Source organism: Stenotrophomonas sp. STEN014 (assembly GCF_056760315.1).
Genome location: NZ_JBRREN010000003.1, coordinates 319041 through 339546, shown reverse-complemented (window position 1 = coordinate 339546; position 20506 = coordinate 319041). Strand labels below are relative to the sequence as shown.

General features: G+C 65.0%; 19 protein-coding genes and 1 pseudogene. 13 read left to right on the top strand and 7 right to left on the bottom strand.

All coding sequences use genetic code 11. The features are described 5' to 3' along the window. The first annotated feature begins 21 nt into the window (after positions 1 to 21). From ACVOMC_RS06545 to ACVOMC_RS06535, 3 genes are read left to right on the top strand one after another with little or no spacing between them, the layout of a single operon-like run. Positions 22 to 447, top strand: coding sequence for a DNA polymerase III subunit chi (locus tag ACVOMC_RS06545; RefSeq protein ID WP_481523305.1), 426 nt, complete (start codon positions 22 to 24; stop codon positions 445 to 447). A gap of 10 nt (positions 448 to 457) precedes the next feature. Beyond that, the gene (locus ACVOMC_RS06540) at positions 458 to 646 is read left to right on the top strand and encodes a YqaE/Pmp3 family membrane protein (RefSeq protein WP_054658451.1); all 189 of its coding nucleotides are present in this window, start codon (positions 458 to 460) and stop codon (positions 644 to 646) included. 34 nt (positions 647 to 680) lie between these two features. Then, on the top strand, positions 681 to 3680 hold the full coding sequence (locus ACVOMC_RS06535) for a valine--tRNA ligase (protein WP_481523304.1): 3000 nt from the start codon (positions 681 to 683) through the stop codon (positions 3678 to 3680). Positions 3681 to 3947: 267 nt separating this feature from the next. On the opposite strand, the gene rimI is transcribed toward ACVOMC_RS06535, so the two are convergent. From rimI to pssA, 3 genes are read right to left on the bottom strand one after another with little or no spacing between them, the layout of a single operon-like run. Further along, positions 3948 to 4445, bottom strand: coding sequence for a ribosomal protein S18-alanine N-acetyltransferase (gene rimI / locus ACVOMC_RS06530; protein ID WP_481523303.1), 498 nt, complete (start codon positions 4443 to 4445; stop codon positions 3948 to 3950). Beyond that, complete coding sequence (locus ACVOMC_RS06525) at positions 4442 to 4894, bottom strand: alanine acetyltransferase (RefSeq protein ID WP_481523302.1); 453 nt, start codon at positions 4892 to 4894, stop codon at positions 4442 to 4444. Before ACVOMC_RS06525 ends, rimI begins: the two co-directional genes overlap by 4 nt. Then, positions 4891 to 5670 carry a CDP-diacylglycerol--serine O-phosphatidyltransferase gene (gene pssA, locus ACVOMC_RS06520; RefSeq protein WP_054657512.1) on the bottom strand — a complete coding sequence of 260 codons (780 nt, stop codon included), beginning with the start codon at positions 5668 to 5670 and terminating at the stop codon, positions 4891 to 4893. The genes ACVOMC_RS06525 and pssA overlap by 4 nt, the downstream gene beginning before the upstream one ends. A gap of 85 nt (positions 5671 to 5755) precedes the next feature. Here pssA and ACVOMC_RS06515 point away from each other — a divergent pair, with 85 nt between their 5' ends. The 3 genes and pseudogenes from ACVOMC_RS06515 to ACVOMC_RS06505 all read left to right on the top strand — a co-directional run. Beyond that, on the top strand, positions 5756 to 6145 hold the full coding sequence (locus tag ACVOMC_RS06515; protein ID WP_481523301.1) for a DUF4124 domain-containing protein: 390 nt from the start codon (positions 5756 to 5758) through the stop codon (positions 6143 to 6145). Positions 6146 to 6241: 96 nt separating this feature from the next. After that, positions 6242 to 7936: a proline--tRNA ligase gene (locus ACVOMC_RS06510; protein ID WP_481523300.1), complete on the top strand. Its 1695-nt coding sequence runs from the start codon at positions 6242 to 6244 to the stop codon at positions 7934 to 7936. Positions 7937 to 8091: 155 nt separating this feature from the next. Further along, positions 8092 to 8466 (top strand): annotated as a pseudogene (locus tag ACVOMC_RS06505) (H-NS histone family protein); the annotation flags it as partial. Between the two features lie 74 nt (positions 8467 to 8540). Here ACVOMC_RS06505 and ACVOMC_RS06500 read toward each other — a convergent pair. Next, positions 8541 to 9800, bottom strand: coding sequence for a threonine/serine exporter family protein (locus tag ACVOMC_RS06500; RefSeq protein WP_054657506.1), 1260 nt, complete (start codon positions 9798 to 9800; stop codon positions 8541 to 8543). An 84-nt stretch (positions 9801 to 9884) separates the two neighbouring features. On the opposite strand from ACVOMC_RS06500, the gene ACVOMC_RS06495 reads away from it, so the two are divergent. The 4 genes from ACVOMC_RS06495 to ACVOMC_RS06480 are packed head-to-tail and all read left to right on the top strand — an operon-like array spanning position 9885 to position 13390. After that, on the top strand, positions 9885 to 10997 hold the full coding sequence (locus tag ACVOMC_RS06495) for an ABC transporter permease (RefSeq protein WP_481523299.1): 1113 nt from the start codon (positions 9885 to 9887) through the stop codon (positions 10995 to 10997). Next, positions 10997 to 11809: an ABC transporter ATP-binding protein gene (locus tag ACVOMC_RS06490; RefSeq protein ID WP_481523298.1), complete on the top strand. Its 813-nt coding sequence runs from the start codon at positions 10997 to 10999 to the stop codon at positions 11807 to 11809. The genes ACVOMC_RS06495 and ACVOMC_RS06490 overlap by 1 nt, the downstream gene beginning before the upstream one ends. A 1-nt stretch (position 11810) precedes the next feature. Continuing rightward, on the top strand, positions 11811 to 12737 hold the full coding sequence (locus ACVOMC_RS06485; RefSeq protein ID WP_054657500.1) for an MlaD family protein: 927 nt from the start codon (positions 11811 to 11813) through the stop codon (positions 12735 to 12737). After that, on the top strand, positions 12734 to 13390 hold the full coding sequence (locus ACVOMC_RS06480) for an ABC-type transport auxiliary lipoprotein family protein (RefSeq protein ID WP_481523297.1): 657 nt from the start codon (positions 12734 to 12736) through the stop codon (positions 13388 to 13390). Before ACVOMC_RS06485 ends, ACVOMC_RS06480 begins: the two co-directional genes overlap by 4 nt. Here the strand turns inward: ACVOMC_RS06480 and ACVOMC_RS06475 are convergent. Beyond that, positions 13335 to 13949, bottom strand: a complete 615-nt coding sequence (locus ACVOMC_RS06475; RefSeq protein WP_481523296.1) for an alpha-ketoglutarate-dependent dioxygenase AlkB family protein — start codon at positions 13947 to 13949, stop codon at positions 13335 to 13337. The genes ACVOMC_RS06480 and ACVOMC_RS06475 overlap by 56 nt on opposite strands. Before the next feature lie 54 nt (positions 13950 to 14003). Here ACVOMC_RS06475 and ACVOMC_RS06470 point away from each other — a divergent pair, with 54 nt between their 5' ends. Then, entirely contained in the window at positions 14004 to 16151 is a 2148-nt protein-coding gene (locus ACVOMC_RS06470) for a glycoside hydrolase family 99-like domain-containing protein (protein ID WP_481523295.1), read from the top strand. Positions 16152 to 16201: 50 nt separating this feature from the next. On the opposite strand, the gene ACVOMC_RS06465 is transcribed toward ACVOMC_RS06470, so the two are convergent. Beyond that, positions 16202 to 16834: a CoA transferase subunit B gene (locus tag ACVOMC_RS06465; protein ID WP_481523294.1), complete on the bottom strand. Its 633-nt coding sequence runs from the start codon at positions 16832 to 16834 to the stop codon at positions 16202 to 16204. 1 nt (position 16835) lies between these two features. Then, positions 16836 to 17570, bottom strand: a complete 735-nt coding sequence (locus ACVOMC_RS06460) for a CoA transferase subunit A (protein WP_057506110.1) — start codon at positions 17568 to 17570, stop codon at positions 16836 to 16838. Between the two features lie 144 nt (positions 17571 to 17714). Here ACVOMC_RS06460 and ACVOMC_RS06455 point away from each other — a divergent pair, with 144 nt between their 5' ends. Both ACVOMC_RS06455 and ACVOMC_RS06450 read left to right on the top strand, forming a co-directional pair. After that, positions 17715 to 19061 (top strand): phosphohexomutase domain-containing protein, encoded by a 1347-nt coding sequence (locus ACVOMC_RS06455; protein ID WP_481523293.1) that lies wholly within the window; start codon positions 17715 to 17717, stop codon positions 19059 to 19061. Between the two features lie 8 nt (positions 19062 to 19069). Continuing rightward, positions 19070 to 20473: a mannose-1-phosphate guanylyltransferase/mannose-6-phosphate isomerase gene (locus tag ACVOMC_RS06450; RefSeq protein ID WP_481523292.1), complete on the top strand. Its 1404-nt coding sequence runs from the start codon at positions 19070 to 19072 to the stop codon at positions 20471 to 20473. Positions 20474 to 20506 lie beyond the last annotated feature (33 nt).

Genomic DNA, 20506 nt, shown 5'->3' with positions numbered 1-20506 from the left:
TTCTTCACGCATCGAGTCTTCATGTCCCGTGCCGATTTCTACCTGATCGCCAAGCCGCGCTTCCTCACCGAACCGCTGCGGCTGGTGTGCGAGCTGGCCCGCAAGGCCAACGACGGGAACCTGTACACCCTGGTGCTGGCGCGCGATGCCGCCCAGGCCGAGGAGCTGGACGAGCTGCTGTGGTCCTTCGACCCGGACGCCTACATCCCGCACCAGATCGTCGGCGAGGATGTGGACGAGGAGGAAGCCATCGTGCTGATCGCCACGCCGGGCGCCGAGGCGCCGCAGCGGCCGCTGGTGATCAACCTGCGCGACGAGCCCTATCTGGGTGCCTGCAACCGGGTGCTGGAAGTGGTGCCGGCCGATCCGGCCGCACGCGAACCGCTGCGTGAGCGCTGGCGCCAGTACAAGGCCGCCGGCTACACGCTCAACAAATACGACATGTAAAGGACTACCCATGCGCCTGCTGATCGCCATCCTGTTGCCGTGGCTGGCTTTCTTCACCATCGGCCGCCCCATTTCCGGCATTGTCTGCCTGATCCTGCAGCTGACCCTGATCGGCTGGCTGCCCGGCGCCATCTGGGCCGCTTACGCGGTCAGCCAATACCACACCGACCAGAAGATCCAGCGCGCCCTGGGCCGCTGATCTCCCTTCCCCGCCTTTTTCCGGTTTTCCCCGCATGACCCAACTCGCCTCCAGCTACGACCCCAAATCCTTCGAAACCGATCTCTACGATGGGTGGGAGAAGGCCGGCCATTTCAAGCCGTCCGGCAAGGGCGAGCCGTACACCATCCTGCTGCCGCCGCCGAACGTCACCGGCACCCTGCACATGGGCCACGCCTTCCAGCAGACGCTGATGGACGCGCTGATCCGCTACCACCGCATGCGCGGCTACGACACGCTGTGGCAGGTCGGTACCGACCACGCCGGCATCGCTACCGAGATGGTGGTCAGCCGCAACCTGGCGCTGGAAGGCAAGGGTGAGACCCGCGACTCGCTGGGCCGCGATGGCTTCATCGACAAGGTGTGGGAGTGGAAGGCGCATTCGGGCAACGTGATCGAAGGCCAGATGCGCCGCCTGGGCACCTCGGCCGACTGGTCACGCAGCACCTTCACCATGGACCCGGGCCCGAGCGAGGCGGTGATCGAGTCCTTCCTCCGCTGGCACGAGCAGGGCCTGATCTACCGGGGCCAGCGCCTGGTCAACTGGGACCCGGTGCTGAAGACCGCCATTTCCGACCTGGAAGTGGAGAGCGTGGAAGAAGACGGCTTCATGTGGTCGATCGCCTACGCGCTGGAAGACGGCGCCAGCTACGAGCACGTCGAAGTGGATGCCGACGGCAACGAGACCCTGCGCGAGACCCGCAACTATCTGGTCGTGGCCACCACCCGCCCGGAAACCCTGCTCGGCGACACCGCAGTGATGGTGCACCCGGAAGACAGCCGCTACGCGCACCTGATCGGCAAGCGCGTGACCCTGCCGCTGACCGGCCGCAGCGTGCCGGTGATCGGCGACGAGTATGTGGACAAGGCCTTCGGCACCGGTGTGGTCAAGGTGACCCCGGCGCACGACTTCAACGACTACCAGGTTTGGCAGCGCCACAAGGAGGAAATGGGCGCACCCATCAATTTGTTCACCCCTAGTGCGCGAATCAAGTGGAGCAGATGGCAAGACGGTGCTAGCAAGTCTGCGGACGAAGCCCTTCCCGACGGGAGCATTCTGGTCGAAGGTAAGAGCTTCGGACCTGAAGTTCTTCCGTCCGGAACTGTTGACTTAATCCCTGAAAACTATCGCGGGCTTGACCGATTCGAAGCACGCAAGCTGATTTTGGCCGAGCTGGAAGATCTGGGCATCCTGGTCGAGACCAAGGCGCACAAGCTGCAGGTGCCGCGCGGCGACCGCACCGGCCAGATCATTGAGCCCTACCTCACCGCCCAATGGTTCGTGAAGATGGACGGGCTGGCCAAGCGCGGCCTGGAGCTGGTCGAGAACGGCAGCATCAAATTCGTGCCGGGCAACTGGATCAACACCTACCGCCACTGGATGGAGAACATCCAGGACTGGTGCATCAGCCGCCAGCTGTGGTGGGGCCACCGCATCCCGGCGTGGTTCGACGAGGCCGGCAACTGCTACGTGGGGCGCAACGAGGCCGACGCCCGCGCCAAGGCCGGCCTGGGCGCCGACGTGGTGCTGACCCAGGACAGCGACGTGCTGGAGACCTGGTTCTCCTCGCAGCTGTGGCCGTTCTCCACGCTGGGGTGGCCGAACGAGCAGGCAATGGCCGAGCGCGGTTTCGAGCGCTACCTGCCGTCGAACGTGCTGGTCACCGGCTTTGACATCATCTTCTTCTGGGTGGCGCGCATGATCATGGCCACCGACAGCTTCACCGGGCAGATCCCATTCAAGGACGTCTACATCACCGGCCTGATCCGCGATGCGCAGGGCCAGAAGATGTCCAAGTCCAAGGGCAATGTGCTCGACCCGCTGGACATCATCGACGGCATCACCATCGACGACCTGGTCGCCAAGCGCACCCACGGCCTGATGCAGCCGAAGATGGCCGAGAAGATCGAGAAAGCCACGCGCAAGGAATTCCCGGACGGCATCATCGCCCACGGTGCCGACGCGCTGCGCTTCACCATCGCCGCGCTGGCCACCCACGGCCGCGACATCAAGTTCGACATGGGCCGTGCCGAGGGCTACAAGAACTTCTGCAACAAGCTGTGGAACGCCAGCCGCTTCACCCTGATGAACACTGAAGGTGCGAGCTTCAGCGGCGCACCGCAGCCGCGCACCGATGCAGAGCGCTGGATCCTGGCGCGTCTGGCCAAGGTCGCGGCCGAAGCGCAGCAGCACTTCGCCGACTACCGCTTCGACCTGCTGGCGCAGGCGCTGTACGAGTTCGTCTGGAACGAGTTCTGCGACTGGTTCCTGGAGCTGACCAAGCCGGCGCTCAACGGCGTTGTGCAAGGAAGCACGAGTGCCGCTGAAGGCAGGACCCTGGAAGCGGCTGACAACGCCACCGACGCCACCAGCACCCGCCACACCCTGCTGTACGTGCTGGAAGCCGTGCTGCGCCTGCTGCACCCGCTGACCCCGTTCGTCACCGAGCAGCTGTGGAAGCAGGTGGCGCCGCGCCTGGGCCTGGAAGTGGACACGCTGTCACTGCGCAGCTACCCGACCGCCGCCGAGTTCGCCGGCGACTACGCCCAGGCCGAAGCCGACGTGGAATGGTTCAAGACCATGGTCAGCGCGTTGCGCCGCGTGCGCAGCGAGCTGAACGTGCCGCCGTCCAAGCAGATCAAGCTGCTGCTGCAGAGCGGCACGGCGGCCGACCGCGGCCGGGTGGAGCGTTTCTCCGCCCAGCTGCGCTTCCTGCTCAAGCTCGAAACGGTCAGCTGGCTGGCCAACGATGAGGCCTGCCCGCCGGTAGCCCCGGCGGTGGTCGGCGAGCTCAAGCTGCTGGTGCCGCTGGAAGGCCTGGTCGATCTGGACGCCGAGCGTGCGCGTCTGGACAAGGAGATCGCCCGCGTTTCGGCGGAGAAAGAGAAGAGCCAGACCAAGCTGTCCAAGTTCACCGACAAGGTGCCGGCGGCCGTGGTCGAACAGGAGCGCGTGCGCCTGGTCGACTGGGAAACCCAGCTGGCCGGCCTGCAGGAACAGCGCGCCAAGTTGTAAGCCCTGCAGCTCCGCTGACTGAAAACGCCGCCTGCGGGCGGCGTTTTCTTTACGTCTTGCCGCTGCCTGCGGCGGGATACCCAAACGAAATCGGCCATGTCGCCGGAGTGTTCTGCGCGGTCCTGTTCGCCGCCCTGCTGCATGCCCGCAGGAACGTCAGCGTCAACCCCCGGGGCAATCAGCACCGCCCTGCGCGAAACGGCGATCCTGTCCGCGCTGCTGCCCGTGGCCGGCGATCCGGCCTGATTCCGAAGGGATCCAGGCCACCTAGAGCGGCGGCATCGAACTGATGTCCTCGTCCACCAGTTCCATCGCCATCACCAGCGCGTCCTCGCGCCCGCTGGCGGCCGGGTAGTACCGTGGGCGACGGCCGATCTCGTTGAACCCCTCGCTTTCATACAGCGCCAGAGCCGGCGCATTTGACGGCCGCACTTCCAGAAACACCCGCATGGCGCCGCGCACACGGGCCAGCTGCACCAACTCGCGCAACAGCCGGCGGCCGTAACCGCGCGACTGGCACAACGGATCGACACACACATTGAGCACATGCGCCTCGTCGGCGGCCAGACTGAGCATCCCGTAGCCGACCATGTTGCCGCCGCTTTCAAGCACGCGGCCGGGATATCCGGCGCGCAGGCAGTCCAGGAAGATGCCGCGGGTCCACGGATACGGATAGGCGCGCAGCTCGATCTCCATCACCGCATCCAGATCGTCCTCCTGCAACGGACGCAGGACCGGCGCAGACGGCACGGCGGAGGCACTCATTGCGGACGCTTCCGCAGCGCCCGCAGCTGCGGCCACAGCGCGCGCTTGGCGGCAGGATTGGCCCGCAGTTCGGCCAGCGGCCAGCTGTCCATCAGCGCGCGGGTCTGGGGTTCATTCGGATTCAAGCCCGAGGCCCGCAACAGCGCGATCTGCAGCCGGTCGGGCATCCGCAGCCCGCCCGCCCGCCGGGCCGGCACGGCGACGGTGGCAGCCGTGACCGGCGTTTCGGGCGCGTCGCCGACAGGGGCGCGCCGCATCGGTGCCGGCGCCGGGCGGGCGGGCCGCGGTGGGGCGGCCTCGGCCATCGGCGACTGCCGCTCCGGTACCGCTGCGGCAGCCACCAGCGGCGCATCCAGCGCGCCGCCTTCCAGATACACCGTGTAGCCCATCGCCTGCAGCCAGGCCTGCTGCTGCGGCGACCACACCGGCTCGGGCGAAAATTCCGTCACTGCACCTTGCCGGCCGGCTGCCGCCAACGCTGCAACAGCCACATCACCGGGCCGGACAGTGCATAGATCACACCCACCACGAACAAGGTGCGCGCCGGATCCAGCACCACGATCGAAATGACGATCGGCACCAGCGCCAGCACCATGAACGGGACGCGCTCGGAACGCGGCCCCTTCTCGCTGCCGCCCTTGAAGCTCCAGAACCGGATCCGGCTGACCATCAGCAGGCCCGACACCAGGGTCACCCCCAGGGCCACGTAGCGCAGTTCCTCGCCGCTCCAGCCCAAATCGCCATCGGCGAAGGCCCAGACGAAGGACATCATCAATCCCGCGGCGGCCGGGCTGGCCAGGCCCACGAACCAGCGCTTGTCGACGGTGCCGACCTGGGTGTTGAAACGGGCCAGCCGCAACGCAGCGCAAGCCGCATACAGGAACGCGACCGACCAGCCGACCCGGCCCAGCACGTCGCCGTCGAACTTCAGCGAGGACAGCGCCCAGTGGTACATCACCAGTGCCGGCGCCATGCCGAAACTGACCAGATCGGCCAGCGAGTCGTACTGCACACCGAATTCGCTGCTGGTGCCGGTCAGACGCGCGACCCGGCCGTCCAGCCCGTCCATCACCGCCGCCACGAATACGGCGACGCTGGCCTGGACGAACTGGCCGTTGGAGGCGGCAATGATGGCGTAGAACCCGGCAAACAGCCCGGCGGTCGTGAACAGGTTCGGGAGCAGATAGATGCTGCGCGAACGCGGGGGGGGTCTCATTTCGTCCATCCGGGGAGTTTAATCGACTTGCCAGCCACGTCACCGGGTGCTGCAATCCCGGCTCCCCCCGTTTTCCCTGTTCCGGAGAGTTGCCATGCGTGCCCTGACCCGCCTCTGCTGCCTGCTGGTGCTCGCCAGTGCCGCCACCGCCAGCGCCGGCAACCTCTACAAATGGAAAGACGCCAACGGCGTCACCCAGTATTCCGAGCGCCCACCGACCGGGCAGAAATATGAAACCCGCCGCGTCACCAACAGCGGCGCGGCCGTGGTGGAAGCCGCACCGGCCGCCGAAAACGGCCAGTCCGAGCAGTGCCTGGCCGCCCGCAAGAACATGGAACTGCTGGCCGGCAGCGCGCCGGTGATGCAGGACACCGATGGTGACGGCAAGCCGGATGCGACCCTGGACGATGCCCAGCGCGCCGCGCAGAAACAGCTGGCCGAATCGGCCGCCGCGGTCTATTGCAAGCCCGCCGCCAAGACCTGAGCCGGTTGGGCGGCACGCCCGGGAGCCACGGGCGCCCCCACCGGGACGGAGAGACTGGCAAAATAGGCGATTCCGCCGTTTTGCGAAGCCTCTCCCATGCGTCTTTCCCGGTTCCACCTGCACACCACCAAGGAAACTCCCGCCGACGCCGAACTGGTCAGCCACCGGCTGATGCTGCGCGCGGGCATGATCCGCAAGCTGGCCTCGGGCCTGTACACCTGGTCGCCGCTGGGCCTGCGCGTGCTGCGCAAGGTCGAGGCGGTGGTGCGCGAGGAGATGGACCGCGCCGGCGCGGTGGAACTGCAGCTGCCGACGATCCAGCCCAAGGAGCTGTGGGAGGAGACCGGGCGCTGGGAGAAGTTCGGCGGCCAGCTGCTGAAAATCAAGGACCGCAAGGAACAGGAGTACTGCTACAGCCCCACCGCCGAGGAAGCCATCACCGACTTCGCGCGCCAGGAGCTGTCCAGCTACAAGCAGCTGCCGGTCAACTTCTACCAGATCCAGACCAAGTTCCGTGACGAGATCCGCCCGCGTTTCGGCGTGATGCGCGCGCGCGAGTTCCTGATGAAGGACGCCTATTCCTTCCATCTGGACGACGCCAGCCTGGTGGCCGAATACGAAAACATGAAGGCTGCCTACACCCGCATCTTCACCCGCCTGGGCCTGGAGTTCCGCGCGGTGCAGGCCGATTCGGGCGCGATCGGCGGTGATGCCTCGCAGGAATTCCACGTGATCGCCGATTCCGGCGAGGACGCGCTGGTGTTCTCCACCGGTTCGGACTACGCGGCCAATGTGGAGGCGGCGATCGCCGCCGATCCGGCTACGCGTGCGGCCGCCAGCGAGCAGTTGCGCAAGATCGACACACCGACCCAGAAGACCTGCGAGGAGGTGGCCGCACTGATGGACATCGCCCTGCAGCGCACGGTCAAGTCGGTGGCGCTAATGACCGTTGACGGCCAGTTCGTGCTGGCGCTGGTGCGTGGCGACCACGAGGTCAACGAGATCAAACTGGCCAAGGTCGAAGGCCTGGCCGATTACCGCATGGCCAGCGAAGCGGAGATTGCCGAGTATCTGGGCAGCGAGCCGGGCTTCCTCGGCCCGTTGAATCCGCGCAAAGCCCTGCGCGTGATTGCCGACCGTGAAGTGGCGGCGATGGCCGATTTTGTCGTCGGTGCCAATGAAACCGGCTTCCATATCGCCGGCGTCAACTGGGGCCGCGACCTGGCCGAACCGGAAGTGGCCGATATCCGCAACGTGGTGGCCGGTGACCGCGCCCGTGACGGCGGCGAGCTGAAAATCACCCGCGGCATCGAAGTCGGCCACGTGTTCCAGCTCGGCCGCAAATATGCCCAGGCGCTCAAAGCCACCGTGCTCGACGTCAATGGCAAGGCCACGGTGATGGCGATGGGTTGCTACGGTATCGGCGTCTCGCGCATCGTCGCTGCGGCGATCGAGCAGAACCATGACGAGGCGGGCATTATCTGGCCGGCGGCGATGGCGCCGTGGCAGGCGGTGGTATGCATGATCAATCCGAAGCAGGATCCGGCCGTGGTCGCCGCCGCCGAAGCGCTGCTGGCCGAGCTGCAGGCCGCCGGCGTCGACGCCGCGCTGGATGACCGCGGCCTGCGCCCGGGTGCGATGTTCGCCGATATGGAGCTGATCGGTATCCCGCACCGCATCGTGGTTTCCGAGCGCGGCCTGGCCGCCGGCACCTATGAGTACCGGGCCCGCTCGGCCAGTGAAGCGGAGAATCTGGACAAGACCGCACTGCTGGCGAAAATCGCCTTCTGATTGAAAAGGGCCGGAACAGATTCCGGCCCTTTTCATTTGGACTTAACCTCCGGGCATATATTTGATTTGTCATCACCATGGCCGCCCCGTTATGCTTTGGAACGCTGCCACGGAATGGCTCCGCCTTATCACCCATTATCCGGAGTAGTTATTCGATGAGTATCGACCTGTCCCACCTGTCGGCCAAAGAGCTGGCCGTCCTGATCCGCGACGCACAAAAGCGCAAGACCCTGGTCGCCAAGCGCCAGCCGATCGCCAAGGCCCGCGCCGCGGTTATCGCCGCCGCCAAGAAGGCCGGCTACACCATCGAGGAACTGTTCGGTACCGGCGCCCCGGCTATGAAAGCCACGCGTGCCACCAAGACCACCAAGAGCACTGCCAAGACCGGCCGCAAACTGCCCAAGGTGGCACCGAAGTACCGTAATCCGGCCAATGCCGAGCAGACCTGGACCGGTCGCGGCAAGCAGCCGCGCTGGCTGGCCGAATACACCGGACAGGGCCGCAAGGTCGAGGATTTCCTGATCCAGCAGTAAGCCGGAGCGGTTGTCCTGATAGACAAACGCCGGCATCTGCCGGCGTTTTTTTTCCGCCGTCGCTCCGCCGGTCAGAGATTATTGCGGGCCGGAATCAGCAGATTGCCGAACAGCAGCCCTGCCACCAGCGCCATCACCACATTGACCACGGTCAGCATCGCCGATTCACCGGCATTCACGTTTTGCTGCTGCACCAGACTCAATACCCCGCGCAGACTGGTACTGCCGGGAACCAGCATGATGATGCCCGGCAGGCGGACGATCGCGCCGGGGCGATGGGCCAGACGACCGAACAGATTGCCCGCGGCGGTCAAGGCCATCGCCGCCAGAAACACCCCCGCCGGCGCGCCCCACACCTGGCCGCCATAACGCGATATCGCATAACCGGCCACCGAGGCGGCCATTACCCACGGATAATCCCGGCCACTGGCGCGGAACAGCATCGCAAACGCGAACGAGGCCACCAGTACCGACCCCCATTCCACCCAGTCCGATTGCGGGCGCGAGGCGCGGATTTCCGGCTCCAGTCCGATGAAATGGGCGATGGTCACCGCGATCATCGCGCCCACGGTGAGTTTCATGATCGTGGTCAGCGCCCCGGCAAACCGCGCCGTGCCCGAGACCCAGTGCTGGCTGGCCAGTTCATTGACCGCATTGGTCAGCGCCATACCCGGCAGCAATACCACCAGCGACGCGATGATCACCGTGTTCAGATTCAGCGGCCCGATAAAGGTGGCCACCAGTACCGCGACAAATCCGGCCAGCAACGCCGCCAGCGCATCAGCCGCTTCGCGCGAGGCGGTACGCCGATCGGTATAGAACAGCATCAGGCCGATCAGCAGGCCGGTCACCCCGGCGGTGGCGATATCCAGCCACGGCAACCGCCACAACCCGGCCACCCCCGCCGATCCGAGCGCGAACGACATCAGCATCTGGATCTTGCCGCGCAAACCCGGATCCTTGTCCAGTTGGCGCAGCGCGGTATGGCCCTGGGCGATACTCATCTGCCCGCCGGCCACCGCATCTGCGATCTGGTCGGCCATGGCCAGTTTATGCAGATCGTTATCGCCGGGCCCCAGCCGGATCACCCGGGTGATATCGCTGGAACCGATCGCCCGGGTCGGATCACTGAAACTGAGGATCAGACCGGTCGGGTTGGACCACGGCTCGCAATCCAGATCCAGCCGCTGCGCCAGCGCGACCACCGCCGCCTCCAGCCGTTGCGCGGTGGTGCCGTAGCTGTGCAGACGTCCGGCGATCTCCGCAACGAAGGCCACACGCTGGGCATAGGTGGCCCGGTTGGAGACAGCGACGATAGGTTCGGCAGACATGGCCGCTAGTATCACCCGGAAGCGCCATTCATACTCATCCTTGTACACGCAGGGACAAGGTATGCTCGGCAGCGGATGCCACCCATGAAAGATCACCCACCACCCCACTACCTGCTCGATCCGGACATCGAGGGCCAGCTCCGCTTGTCGGGCAGCTGGACGCTCGCCACCGCGTTGCGGGCGACCGAGCTGCTGGGGCAAATCACCGCACCGGTGCGCAGCGTCGACGCACGCGCGGTCGACGGCCTGGATTCGGCCGGGGTATTGCTGCTGCTGCGCTACGCGCACCAGGCCGGTCTCCCCGACGAGGCGCTGCGGTTCCGGGATGAACACAAGGCGCTGGTGTGCACGATCGAGGAAGTGGCCGACGAGCGTCCCAAGCCGCCGCGCGACTACGGCATCATCGCCGCGCTGGAGCGGCTGGGCCGTTCGGTCCACGCCATCGGCCGCAACATCGTGGTGCTGGTCAACTTCCTCGGCGAGAACCTGGTCAAGCTCGGCCGTCTGCTGCGCCAGCCACGGCGTCTGCGCCTGACCGCTACCGTCAGCCACATGGAAGATGTCGGACTGGACGCGGTGCCGCTGGTGGCGCTGCTGTCCTACCTGGTGGGCGCGGTGATCGCCTTCCTCGGTTCGACCATCCTGCGCGACTTCGGCGCGGAGATTTTCGTGGTGGAACTGGTGTCCATCGCGTTCCTGCGCGAATTTGCGGTGCTGCTGACCGCGATCGTCCTGGCCGGGCGCACGGCCAGCGCCTTCACCGCGCAGATCGGCGCAATGAAGGCGCGCGAGGAGATCGACGCGATCCAGACCCTCGGGCTGGATCCGATCGATCTGCTGGTGCTGCCGCGGGTGATCGCCCTGCTGGTGATGCTGCCGCTGCTGACCTTCGTGGCGATGCTCGCCGGACTGGCCGGCGGCGTCACCGTGGGCGCGTTCGACCTGGATATCCCGCCACAGATGTACCTGGCACGCATGCATGACACGATCGAAGTGCGACACATGCTGGTGGGCCTGTCCAAAGCGCCGGTGTTTGCGCTGATCATCGCGCTGATAGGTTGCCTGGAAGGCCTGAAAGTGGAAGGCACCGCACAGTCGGTCGGTGAGCGCACCACCTCCAGCGTGGTGCAGACCATTTCGCTGGTGATCATCCTCGACGCATTGGCCGCGCTGTGGTTCATGCACATGGACTGGTAATGATGGCCATCGCCTCGAAGAATGGTGCGGACACCCCCGACCTGGCCATCCGCGTATGCGGGCTGGTCAACCGTTTCGGCAGCCAGACCGTGCACGAGGGGCTGGATCTGGAAGTCCGCCGCGGCGAGATCCTGGGTATCGTCGGCGGCTCGGGCACCGGCAAATCGGTGCTGATGCGCTCCATCCTGGGGCTGCGCACACCCGATGCCGGACAGATCGAGGTGCTGGGGGTGAACGCCCGCTCGGGTGACCCCGCCGACCGGCTGCGGATCGAGCGCAATACCGGCGTGCTGTTCCAGGATGGCGCCCTGTTCTCCTCGCTCACCGTCGGCGAGAACGTACAGGTGCCGCTCAAGGAGCATCACCCCGAACTGAGCGAACGCTGGCATTACGAGCTGGCGCTGCTGAAGGTGAAACTGGCCGGTCTGCCGGCCGATGCGATCAACAAGCTGCCCTCGCAGCTGTCTGGCGGCATGCGCAAGCGTGCCGGCCTGGCCCGCGCGTTGGCGTTGGACCCGCCCCTGCTGTTTCTGGATGAACCCACCGCCGGGCTCGACCCGATCGGCGCGGCCGCCTTCGACCGGCTCATCAAGACCCTGCAGGAAGCGCTGGGCCTGACGGTGTTCCTGATCACACACGATCTGGACACGCTTTACGCTATCTGTGACCGCGTGGCGGTGCTGGCCGACCAGAAAGTGATCGCCAACGCGCCGCTGCCCGAAATCGAACAGCTGGACCATCCGTGGATCCGCGAATACTTCCACGGCCCCCGCGCCCGCGCCGCGCGCGGACAACTGCCCGAGCACGCCTGATATGGAAACCAAAGCCAATTACGTCCTGATCGGCGCCTTCACCCTGATCATCTCGATCGCATTGCTGTTCTTCGGTCTATGGGCGGCCAAGTACTCCTCCGACCGCACCTGGCAGCAATACCGGGTGGTGTTCGATGAGGCTGTCACCGGCCTGTCGGTCGGCAGCCCGGTGCAATACAACGGCATCGCCGTGGGCTCGATCACCGAGCTTTCACTCGCCCCCGAGGATCCGCGAAAGGTGATCGCGCGCCTGCGCCTGAACTCCACCACGCCGGTGAAAACCGACACCCGCGCCAAGCTCGCCATCACCAGCCTGACCGGGCCGGCGATCATCCAGCTCAGCGGCGGCACGCCACAGGCAGCGGCGCTGACGGCCGCCAGCAACGAGCCGATTCCGACCATCGCCACGGCGCCCTCGGCACTGCAGAACATCACCGATGTGGCCAATCGTGTGGTCGAGCGCATGGACCAGCTGCTCAGCGACGAGAACGTGGGCAAGATCACCACCACGCTGGCCCACCTGGAGACCATCAGCGGCGGTTTGGCCGACCGCGACGAAGGCACCCGGGCGCTGCTGCTGGAAGCACGCGATGCCGCGCGCAACCTCAATGTGACCCTGGGTACGGCCAATGGGGCGATCCAGCATCTGGACCAGAACGTGCTGCGGCAGCTGCCGGCCTCGCTGGAGAAGCTTGATACCAGCCTGTCCAAGCTCGACTCGGCCGCCGGCAATGCCGATGCGATCCTCGGCGAGAACCGCGCGGCCATCAACAGCTTCGCCAACGACGGCCTGGCCCAGCTGGGCCCGACCCTGACCGAACTGCGCGGACTGATCCGCGACCTGCGCCGGGTCAGTGACCGGCTGGAGAACAACCCGGCGCGCTACCTGCTCGGTCGCGATGCCCCGAAGGAATTCGAACCGAAATGAAGCTCTCCTTTTCAATCCGACTGATCGCGCCGTGGTGCGCGCTGGCACTGGCCGGTTGCTCGGTGCTGGCCGGCGGCGACCGCCAATCCACCACCATCTATGCCCCGCAGGTGCGCGTGCAGGCCGATCCGGCCTGGCCCAGCGTTGACTGGCAGCTGGCCATCGCCAAGCCCAGCGCCGCGCGCCTGGTCGACAGCCCGCGCATCAATGTGCGGCCGACGCCGGGCGAACTGGAGGTCTACAAGGGGGCGACCTGGTCGCAACCGGCCACCGACATTCTCGAAGACACCCTGTTGCGCGGTTTCGAGGATTCCGGACGGATCGACGCGGTGGCGCGCATTGCGGCCGGCATCCGCTCCGACTACAAGCTCACCACCGACCTGCGCCGCTTCGAAGCCGATTACCGCGGCGGCGACACCCCGGCGGCCACCATCGAGCTCAATGCCAAGCTGATCCACAGCATCGACCAGCGCGTGGTCGCCTCCCGCACGTTCCTGGCTGCCGAACCAGCTGCCTCCGCTGAGCTGCCCAGCGTGGCGCGCGCCTTTGAGACCGCGCTGGACAGGACGGCTGGCGATCTGATCGGCTGGACGCTGGTCAGCGGCCAGCAGGACGCCGCGGCGCTGCCCGCTCAAGGATCTGGCGGAAAGTAAGGTTGATGCGCTCGCCAGTCGGGCGCCGCGTCTTCGGCAGTGCATGCTGGTAGAAGCGCTGGGTATCGCCGGCCATCACCAGCAGATCCCCGTGGCCGAGTAGGAACTGCCGCTTGCAGGAATGGTCATCGCGCAGGCGCAGCAGAAAGCGCCGCGGCGCTCCCAGGCTCAGCGAGGCGATCAACGGCCGCTCGCCCAGCTCCGGTTCGTCGTCGCTGTGCCAGCCCATGCTGTCACCACCATTGCGATATCGGTTGAGCAGCACGCTGTTGAATCGACTCTGGCCAGCCTGCTGCACCCTTTCACGCAGCGGCAGCAACGACTCCAACCACGGATGCGGCACGAAATCCGCGCCGGAATAACGATAGAACGCGCCTGCATCGCCCATCCAGCAGCTCAACCGCGGCGAATCCACCCAGCGCCCGAACATGCGCAGCCGATGGACTTCCCACGGTGCAGCTTCGCGCAGCGTTTGTAGCAAAAGATCAGCCTCGACGGGCAACAACCAGTCGTGCAGGTAGCGGATCTCGGCATCAGTGAATTCGCACGGGAGCAACATCACCGAACGCTAGCACAGCCAACAGGTTTGCCGGGGAAGCTACAACATCGGAAAATGCCAACTGCGTATGTTTATTGGAGCCCGGATGACCTCTTCTCTTCATTACCTGCAGGTCACTGGCTCGTGAACAACAATCACCTACGACAGAAGCTCTATCCGTTGCTGCGGACGCTGTTTCGTGCGCTTCCCCTGACTGATGGGCAACGCGATCGCCTGCGAACACGCCTGATGAGCCGTCACGAGGCTTGGATACCGCCACCAGCACGGGGACGTGACGACGCCCCCCCCGACGCAAGCCGCCCGGGAGCCCGCCTATACTGGCGGGCCGACGACGCGGCTATTGGTCATGTGCCCTATGAAAAGGTGCCCTTGCCACCCCGTCTACCCGCAACGCTGGTGGCCTTCTATCTTCCCCAGTTCCATACTTTTCCGGAAAACGACGCTTGGTGGGGGAAAGGATTTACCGAGTGGCGCAATGTCACCCGGGCGCTGCCGCAGTTTGAAGGCCACATCCAGCCACGCCTGCCCGCCGACCTTGGCTTCTACGACCTCGGTCAGCCACAGATCATGCGTGATCAGGCGCGCTTGGCCGCCGAGTACGGTATCGGCGCCTTCTGCTTCTACTTTTACTGGTTCAGCGGCCGCACGCTGATGGAAGCGCCGCTACGCCAGTGGCTCGCCGATGACAGTATTGACCTGCCATTCTGTCTTTGTTGGGCAAACGAAAACTGGGCAAGACGCTGGGATGGGCGAGATGAGGACGTCCTGATCGGACAGCAACATAGTGCTGAGGACGATCTGGCCTTCATCGCCCATATCAGCCCCTATCTGCGTGATCGCCGGGCGTTACAAGTTGATGGCAAACCCATACTGCTGGTGTACCGGCCTAACCTGCTGCCTGATGCCCATGCGACGGGGAAACGATGGCGGAAGTGGTGCCGGGAGAATCATATCGGCGAGATTCACTTGGCCTATGTTCAAGGCTTCGAACGCCCCGACCCCCGCGACATCGGCTTTGACGCGGCAGTCGAATTTCCGCCCAACATGAGCAATCCCCGCTCACTTTCCGCCGACCAGTGGTTGATCAACCCGGAGTTCAATGGGGATGTCCGTGACTGGCGCGAACTCGCCAAGGAAATCGCTACTAGACCGCTTCCAGATTACAAGCTTTACCCAGGCGTCAACCCGGGCTGGGACAACGAGGCCCGTCGCTCCGGGCGAGGGAGGGTCTATCTACATGCATCGCCGCGCGGCTATCGCGATTGGCTGAGCACTACGATTCATAGCCGGCTTGCTGCAGTCCCGCAAACGGACCGTCTGGTGTTCATCAACGCGTGGAACGAGTGGGCCGAGGGCGCTGTGCTTGAGCCAGACGCCCGCCTGGGGCATGCGTGGCTGGCTGCAACCCGTCAGGCGCTTAACCCTCAGCCTCAACTGATCCATAGACCATGCATCGTTATACATGCGTGGTATATGGACGTGCTTGACGAGCTGCTGGACATCGTTGAATCCAGCAGGCTGCAGGCACGCATCGTAATAACCACCACGCATCAACATGATGCCGACGTGCGCCAGCTTGTTGCCCAACATCAACTTGGCGACAAGGTCGAAGTATTAGCATTCGTCAATCGGGGGCGTGACGTTCTTCCATTCCTACATGTTGCCAATCGTCTGCTCGACGAAGGCGAGGAAGTAGTGCTGAAGCTGCACACGAAGCGTTCAGTCCACCGTTCCAACGGAGATCAATGGCGCAGGGAGATGGTGGATCTGCTAGTTGGAGATCAAGCAAGTCAAACGATATTGGCCTATATGCAGGCACACCCTGATATCGGCATGATCGTACCTGCCGGGCACCTGCTTCCAGTCGCACAGTTCCTAGGCGGCAATGCCCCCCACCTTGAAACGCTACAGGTCCGCTTAGGGCTGGATGGTGATATCAAAGACGATTTCTTTGCCTCTGGCAGCATGTTCTGGGCACGACTACAGGCATTGCGCCCGTTACTGGACGCACACCTTTACGAAGCTGCATTCGAACCTGAAAAAGGGCAGATTGACGGCACGCTAGCACATGCCATCGAGCGGATAAGTGGTGCGGTAATTCATGCCGCCGGTTTCCAGATCATCGAGACATCCGCAATATCCGGCTGCTCACACCCCAATGCAGCACTTGGCCAAGGCTATGCTTATGCGCGTCGCCAGTAAAACTCTGTTGATAAGACTGCGGACCGAAAATTCGGTCCGCAGAACCTACCTCAAACGCACTGGAACGGCACGCCGGTCTTTTCTTTCAGTTCCTCATCGCTGACGCCCGGTGCTGCTTCCACCAGCACCATGCCGTTGTCAGTAATGTCGAACACGGCCAGATCGGTGATGATGCGATCGACCACCCCCACGCCAGTCAGCGGCAGCGTGCAGTCGGCCAGGATCTTGTGTTCACCGTTCTTGGCGGTGTGCTCCATCAGCACCACCACGCGCTGCACGCCGGCCACCAGATCCATCGCGCCGCCCATGCCCTTGACCATCTTGCCGGGCACCATCCAGTTGGCCAGGTCGCCCTTGTCGGTGACCTGCATCGCGCCAAGGATGGCCAGGTTGATGTGGCCGCCGCGGATCATCGCAAACGAATCATGGCTGCCGAAGTAGCTGGCACCGGCACGCGCGGTGACGGTCTGCTTGCCGGCATTGATCAGGTCGGCATCCACTTCGGCTTCGGTCGGGAACGGGCCGATGCCAAGCAGGCCGTTCTCGGACTGCAGCCATACGTCCATGCCTTCGGGGATATGGTTGGCAACCAAGGTCGGCAGGCCGATACCCAGGTTCACATACGCACCATCGGTCAGCTCGCGCGCGGCGCGCTGTGCCATTTCGTCACGGGTCCAGGCCATTTCAGTTCCCCTCCTGACGCACGGTGCGCTGCTCGATGCGCTTTTCCGGCGTTGCGTTCAATACGATGCGATCGACGTAGATCCCCGGCAGGTGCACCTGGTCCGGATCGATGGCGCCGACCGGCACGATCTCCTCCACCTCAACCACGCAGACCTTGCCGGCCATCGCGCAGGCCGGATTGAAGTTGCGCGCGGTCTTGCGGAACAGCAGGTTGCCGGCTTCGTCGGCCTTCCACGCCTTGACCAGCGACACGTCGGCCTTGAGCGCGGTCTCCAGCACATAGTGTTTGCCGTCGATCTCGCGGGTTTCCTTGCCTTCGGCCACCACAGTGCCGTAGCCGGTGGCAGTGAAGAAGGCGGGGATGCCCGCCCCGCCGGCGCGCAGGCGCTCGGCTAGGGTGCCCTGCGGGTTGAACTCCAGCTCCAGTTCACCGGCCAGGTACTGGCGCTCGAACTCCTTGTTCTCGCCCACATAGGACGAAATCATCTTCCTGATCTGGCGGGTTTCCAGCAGCTGGCCCAGGCCGAATCCATCGACGCCGGCATTGTTGGAAATCGCCGTCAGCCCCTTGACCCCACTGTCGCGCAGCGCGGCGATCAGGGCCTCGGGAATGCCGCACAGGCCGAAGCCGCCGACCGCCAGCGTCTGCCCGTCGGCCACGATGCCGGCCAGCGCCTCGGCAGCCGAGGCGTACAGCTTGCCGCGCTTGCCGGTCGGGGTAGAGAGATCGCTCATCGCATCACGCCCACAATAACCAAGGATGCACGCATTCTAGCGGCGTTCCCGGATCAGCCGCCTTGGACCTTCGTCCAGCCCGTAGACAGCAACTTTAGCGGCAGGCGACTAAACTAGGCGCCTTTATTCAAGCAGGATGCATGCATGCCCCTCCCCGCCTTCAAGGCCTACGACATCCGCGGCCGTGTGCCGGAAGAACTCAACCAAGACATCGCCCGGAAAGTCGGCAAGGCGCTGGCGGCCCAGCTCGGGGAAGGCGCGGTGGTTCTCGGACATGACGTACGCCTGACCAGTCCGGCGTTGCAGGACGCACTGGCCGCCGGTCTGCGTGGCGAGGGCCGGGAGGTGATCGATATCGGCCTGTGCGGTACCGAGGAGGTCTACTTCCAGACCGATCATCTCGGTGCGGCCGGTGGGGTGATGGTCACCGCCAGCCACAATCCGATGGACTACAACGGGATGAAGCTGGTGAAGGAGAACGCGCGTCCGATCAGCTCCGATACCGGACTTTTCGCGATCTCCGATGCCGTCGCCACCGATACGTCCGAGGCGCAAACGCCGCGGGGCGGTCTGCGCACCGAACATGACAAGAGCGCCTACATCCAGCACCTGCTCGGCTATGTGGATGCCGCCGCACTCAAGCCGCTGAAGCTGGTGGTCAATGCTGGCAACGGCGGCGCCGGCGCCGTCATCGATCTGCTGGCACCGCACCTGCCGCTGGATTTCGTGCGCATCTGCCACGAGCCCGATGGCAGCTTCCCCAATGGCATCCCCAACCCGCTGCTGCCGGAGAACCGTGCGCTCACCGCACAGGCAGTGCGCGAACACGGTGCCGACTTCGGCATCGCCTGGGACGGCGACTTCGACCGCTGCTTCTTCTTCGACCACAACGGCCGCTTCATCGAGGGCTATTACCTGGTCGGCCTGCTGGCCCAGGCCATCCTCGCCCGCAACCCGGGCGGCAAGATCATCCACGATCCGCGCCTGACCTGGAACACGGTGGAAATGGTCGAAGCCGCCGGCGGCGTGCCGGTGCTGTGCAAGAGCGGCCACGCCTTCATCAAGGAGAAGATGCGTGCCGAGAACGCCGTCTACGGCGGCGAGATGAGCGCCCATCACTACTTCCGCGAGTTCGCCTATGCCGACTCGGGCATGATCCCGTGGCTGCTGATCGCCGCACTGGTTTCCAGCAGTGGCCAATCGCTAGCCGAACTGGTGGAAGACCGCATGGCGCGCTTCCCCTGCAGTGGCGAGATCAACTTCAAGGTCGCCGATGCGAAGGCGGCGGTGGCGCGGGTGATGGCGCATTTCGCCGCGCAGTCGCCGGTACTGGACCACACCGACGGTATCAGTGCCGATTTCGGTGACTGGCGCTTCAACCTGCGCAGTTCCAACACGGAACCGCTGTTGCGCCTGAACGTGGAAACCCGCGGTGATGCCACGTTGCTGGCGCTGCGCACCCACGAGATTTCCGACCTGATCTCCGCCTGAGGACCTCCATGAACCCGATCCTGCCCGTCATCCTCTCCGGCGGTTCCGGCACGCGCCTGTGGCCGCTGTCGCGTGAGGCGTACCCGAAGCAGTTCCTGCCGCTGACCGGCGAGCGCACCATGCTGCAGGCCACCTGGCTGCGTGTGGCCGATATCGCCGCGCAGGCGCCCATCGTGGTGGCCAACGAATCGCATCGTTTTGTGGCCGCCGAACAGCTGCAGCAGGTTGGTACCGCACCGTCGGCGATCCTGCTGGAACCAGTCGGCCGCAACACCGCCCCGGCCATCGCCGCCGCCGCGCTGGAGGCCCGCCGCAACGGTGAAGATCCGCTGCTGCTGGTGCTGCCCTCGGATCACCTGATCAATGACATTCCCCGCTTCCACCAGGCCATCGCCCAGGCCGCCAGCCTCGCCGGACAGGGCAAGCTGGTGACCTTCGGCATCCAGCCGACCGCGCCAGAGACCGGCTACGGCTACATCAAGGCAGTGGCCGGTGAGGGTCCGCGCGCGATCGAGCGCTTTGTCGAGAAGCCCGATCTGCAGACCGCACAGGGTTACGTCGCCTCGGGCGAGTACTACTGGAACAGTGGCATGTTCCTGTTCCGCGCGTCCCGTTATCTGGAGGAGCTCGAACGCCTGCAGCCGCAGATCCTGGCTGCATGCCGCACGTCGTGGGAGCGGGCCCGCCGCGACAGCGACTTCATCCGCCTGGATGCGAATGCCTTCCAGGCCAGCCCGTCGGACTCCATCGACTACGCGGTGATGGAAAAGACCGCCGATGCGGCGGTAGTGCCGCTGGATGCGGGCTGGAGTGATGTCGGCTCATGGACCGCCCTGCGCGACGTGTCCGCGCAGGACGCCGACGGCAACGCCCATCGCGGCGATGTCATCGCCATCGATTGCCACAACACCTTCGCCTATGGCGACCGTCTGATCGCGATGGTCGGCCTGGAGGATGTGGTCGTGGTCGAAACCGATGACGCGGTGCTGGTCGGCAGATCCGACCGCATGCAGGAGGTCAAGGACGTGGTGGCCCGACTGAAGGCTGACGGTCGCAGCGAAGCCACCTGGCATCGCAAGGTCTATCGCCCCTGGGGGGCCTACGATTCCATCGACAACGGCGAGCGTTTCCAGGTCAAGCGCATCACCGTCAAGCCCGGCGGCACGCTGAGCCTGCAGATGCACCACCACCGTGCCGAGCACTGGATCGTGGTCAGCGGTACCGCCGAGGTCACCCGCGGTGAGGAAGTGTTGCTGCTGACCGAGAACCAGAGCACCTATATTCCGCTGGGCGTGACCCACCGTCTGCGCAACCCCGGCAAGTTGCCGCTTGAGCTGATCGAAGTGCAGTCGGGCAGCTACCTGGGCGAAGACGATATCGTGCGCTTCGAGGACACCTACGGCCGCACCTGACCCGCACCGATCGCCGCATATGAAAAGCCCCGG

Excerpts from the sequence above, each read along its gene's own strand:
- ACVOMC_RS06455 (WP_481523293.1), top strand. The coding sequence starts at position 17,715 with ATGCCCCTCCCCGCCTTCAAGGCCTACGACATCCGCGGCCGTGTGCCG.
- ACVOMC_RS06475 (WP_481523296.1), bottom strand. The coding sequence starts at position 13,949 with ATGTTGCTCCCGTGCGAATTCACTGATGCCGAGATCCGCTACCTGCAC.
- ACVOMC_RS06480 (WP_481523297.1), top strand. The coding sequence starts at position 12,734 with ATGAAGCTCTCCTTTTCAATCCGACTGATCGCGCCGTGGTGCGCGCTG.
- ACVOMC_RS06545 (WP_481523305.1), top strand. The coding sequence starts at position 22 with ATGTCCCGTGCCGATTTCTACCTGATCGCCAAGCCGCGCTTCCTCACC.
- ACVOMC_RS06460 (WP_057506110.1), bottom strand. The coding sequence starts at position 17,570 with ATGAGCGATCTCTCTACCCCGACCGGCAAGCGCGGCAAGCTGTACGCC.
- ACVOMC_RS06515 (WP_481523301.1), top strand. The coding sequence starts at position 5,756 with ATGCGTGCCCTGACCCGCCTCTGCTGCCTGCTGGTGCTCGCCAGTGCC.
- ACVOMC_RS06510 (WP_481523300.1), top strand. The coding sequence starts at position 6,242 with ATGCGTCTTTCCCGGTTCCACCTGCACACCACCAAGGAAACTCCCGCC.
- ACVOMC_RS06540 (WP_054658451.1), top strand. The coding sequence starts at position 458 with ATGCGCCTGCTGATCGCCATCCTGTTGCCGTGGCTGGCTTTCTTCACC.
- rimI (WP_481523303.1), bottom strand. The coding sequence starts at position 4,445 with ATGAGTGCCTCCGCCGTGCCGTCTGCGCCGGTCCTGCGTCCGTTGCAG.
- ACVOMC_RS06450 (WP_481523292.1), top strand. The coding sequence starts at position 19,070 with ATGAACCCGATCCTGCCCGTCATCCTCTCCGGCGGTTCCGGCACGCGC.
- ACVOMC_RS06500 (WP_054657506.1), bottom strand. The coding sequence starts at position 9,800 with ATGTCTGCCGAACCTATCGTCGCTGTCTCCAACCGGGCCACCTATGCC.
- pssA (WP_054657512.1), bottom strand. The coding sequence starts at position 5,670 with ATGGACGAAATGAGACCCCCCCCGCGTTCGCGCAGCATCTATCTGCTC.
- ACVOMC_RS06485 (WP_054657500.1), top strand. The coding sequence starts at position 11,811 with ATGGAAACCAAAGCCAATTACGTCCTGATCGGCGCCTTCACCCTGATC.
- ACVOMC_RS06465 (WP_481523294.1), bottom strand. The coding sequence starts at position 16,834 with ATGGCCTGGACCCGTGACGAAATGGCACAGCGCGCCGCGCGCGAGCTG.
- ACVOMC_RS06495 (WP_481523299.1), top strand. The coding sequence starts at position 9,885 with ATGAAAGATCACCCACCACCCCACTACCTGCTCGATCCGGACATCGAG.
- ACVOMC_RS06535 (WP_481523304.1), top strand. The coding sequence starts at position 681 with ATGACCCAACTCGCCTCCAGCTACGACCCCAAATCCTTCGAAACCGAT.
- ACVOMC_RS06490 (WP_481523298.1), top strand. The coding sequence starts at position 10,997 with ATGATGGCCATCGCCTCGAAGAATGGTGCGGACACCCCCGACCTGGCC.
- ACVOMC_RS06470 (WP_481523295.1), top strand. The coding sequence starts at position 14,004 with ATGCCAACTGCGTATGTTTATTGGAGCCCGGATGACCTCTTCTCTTCA.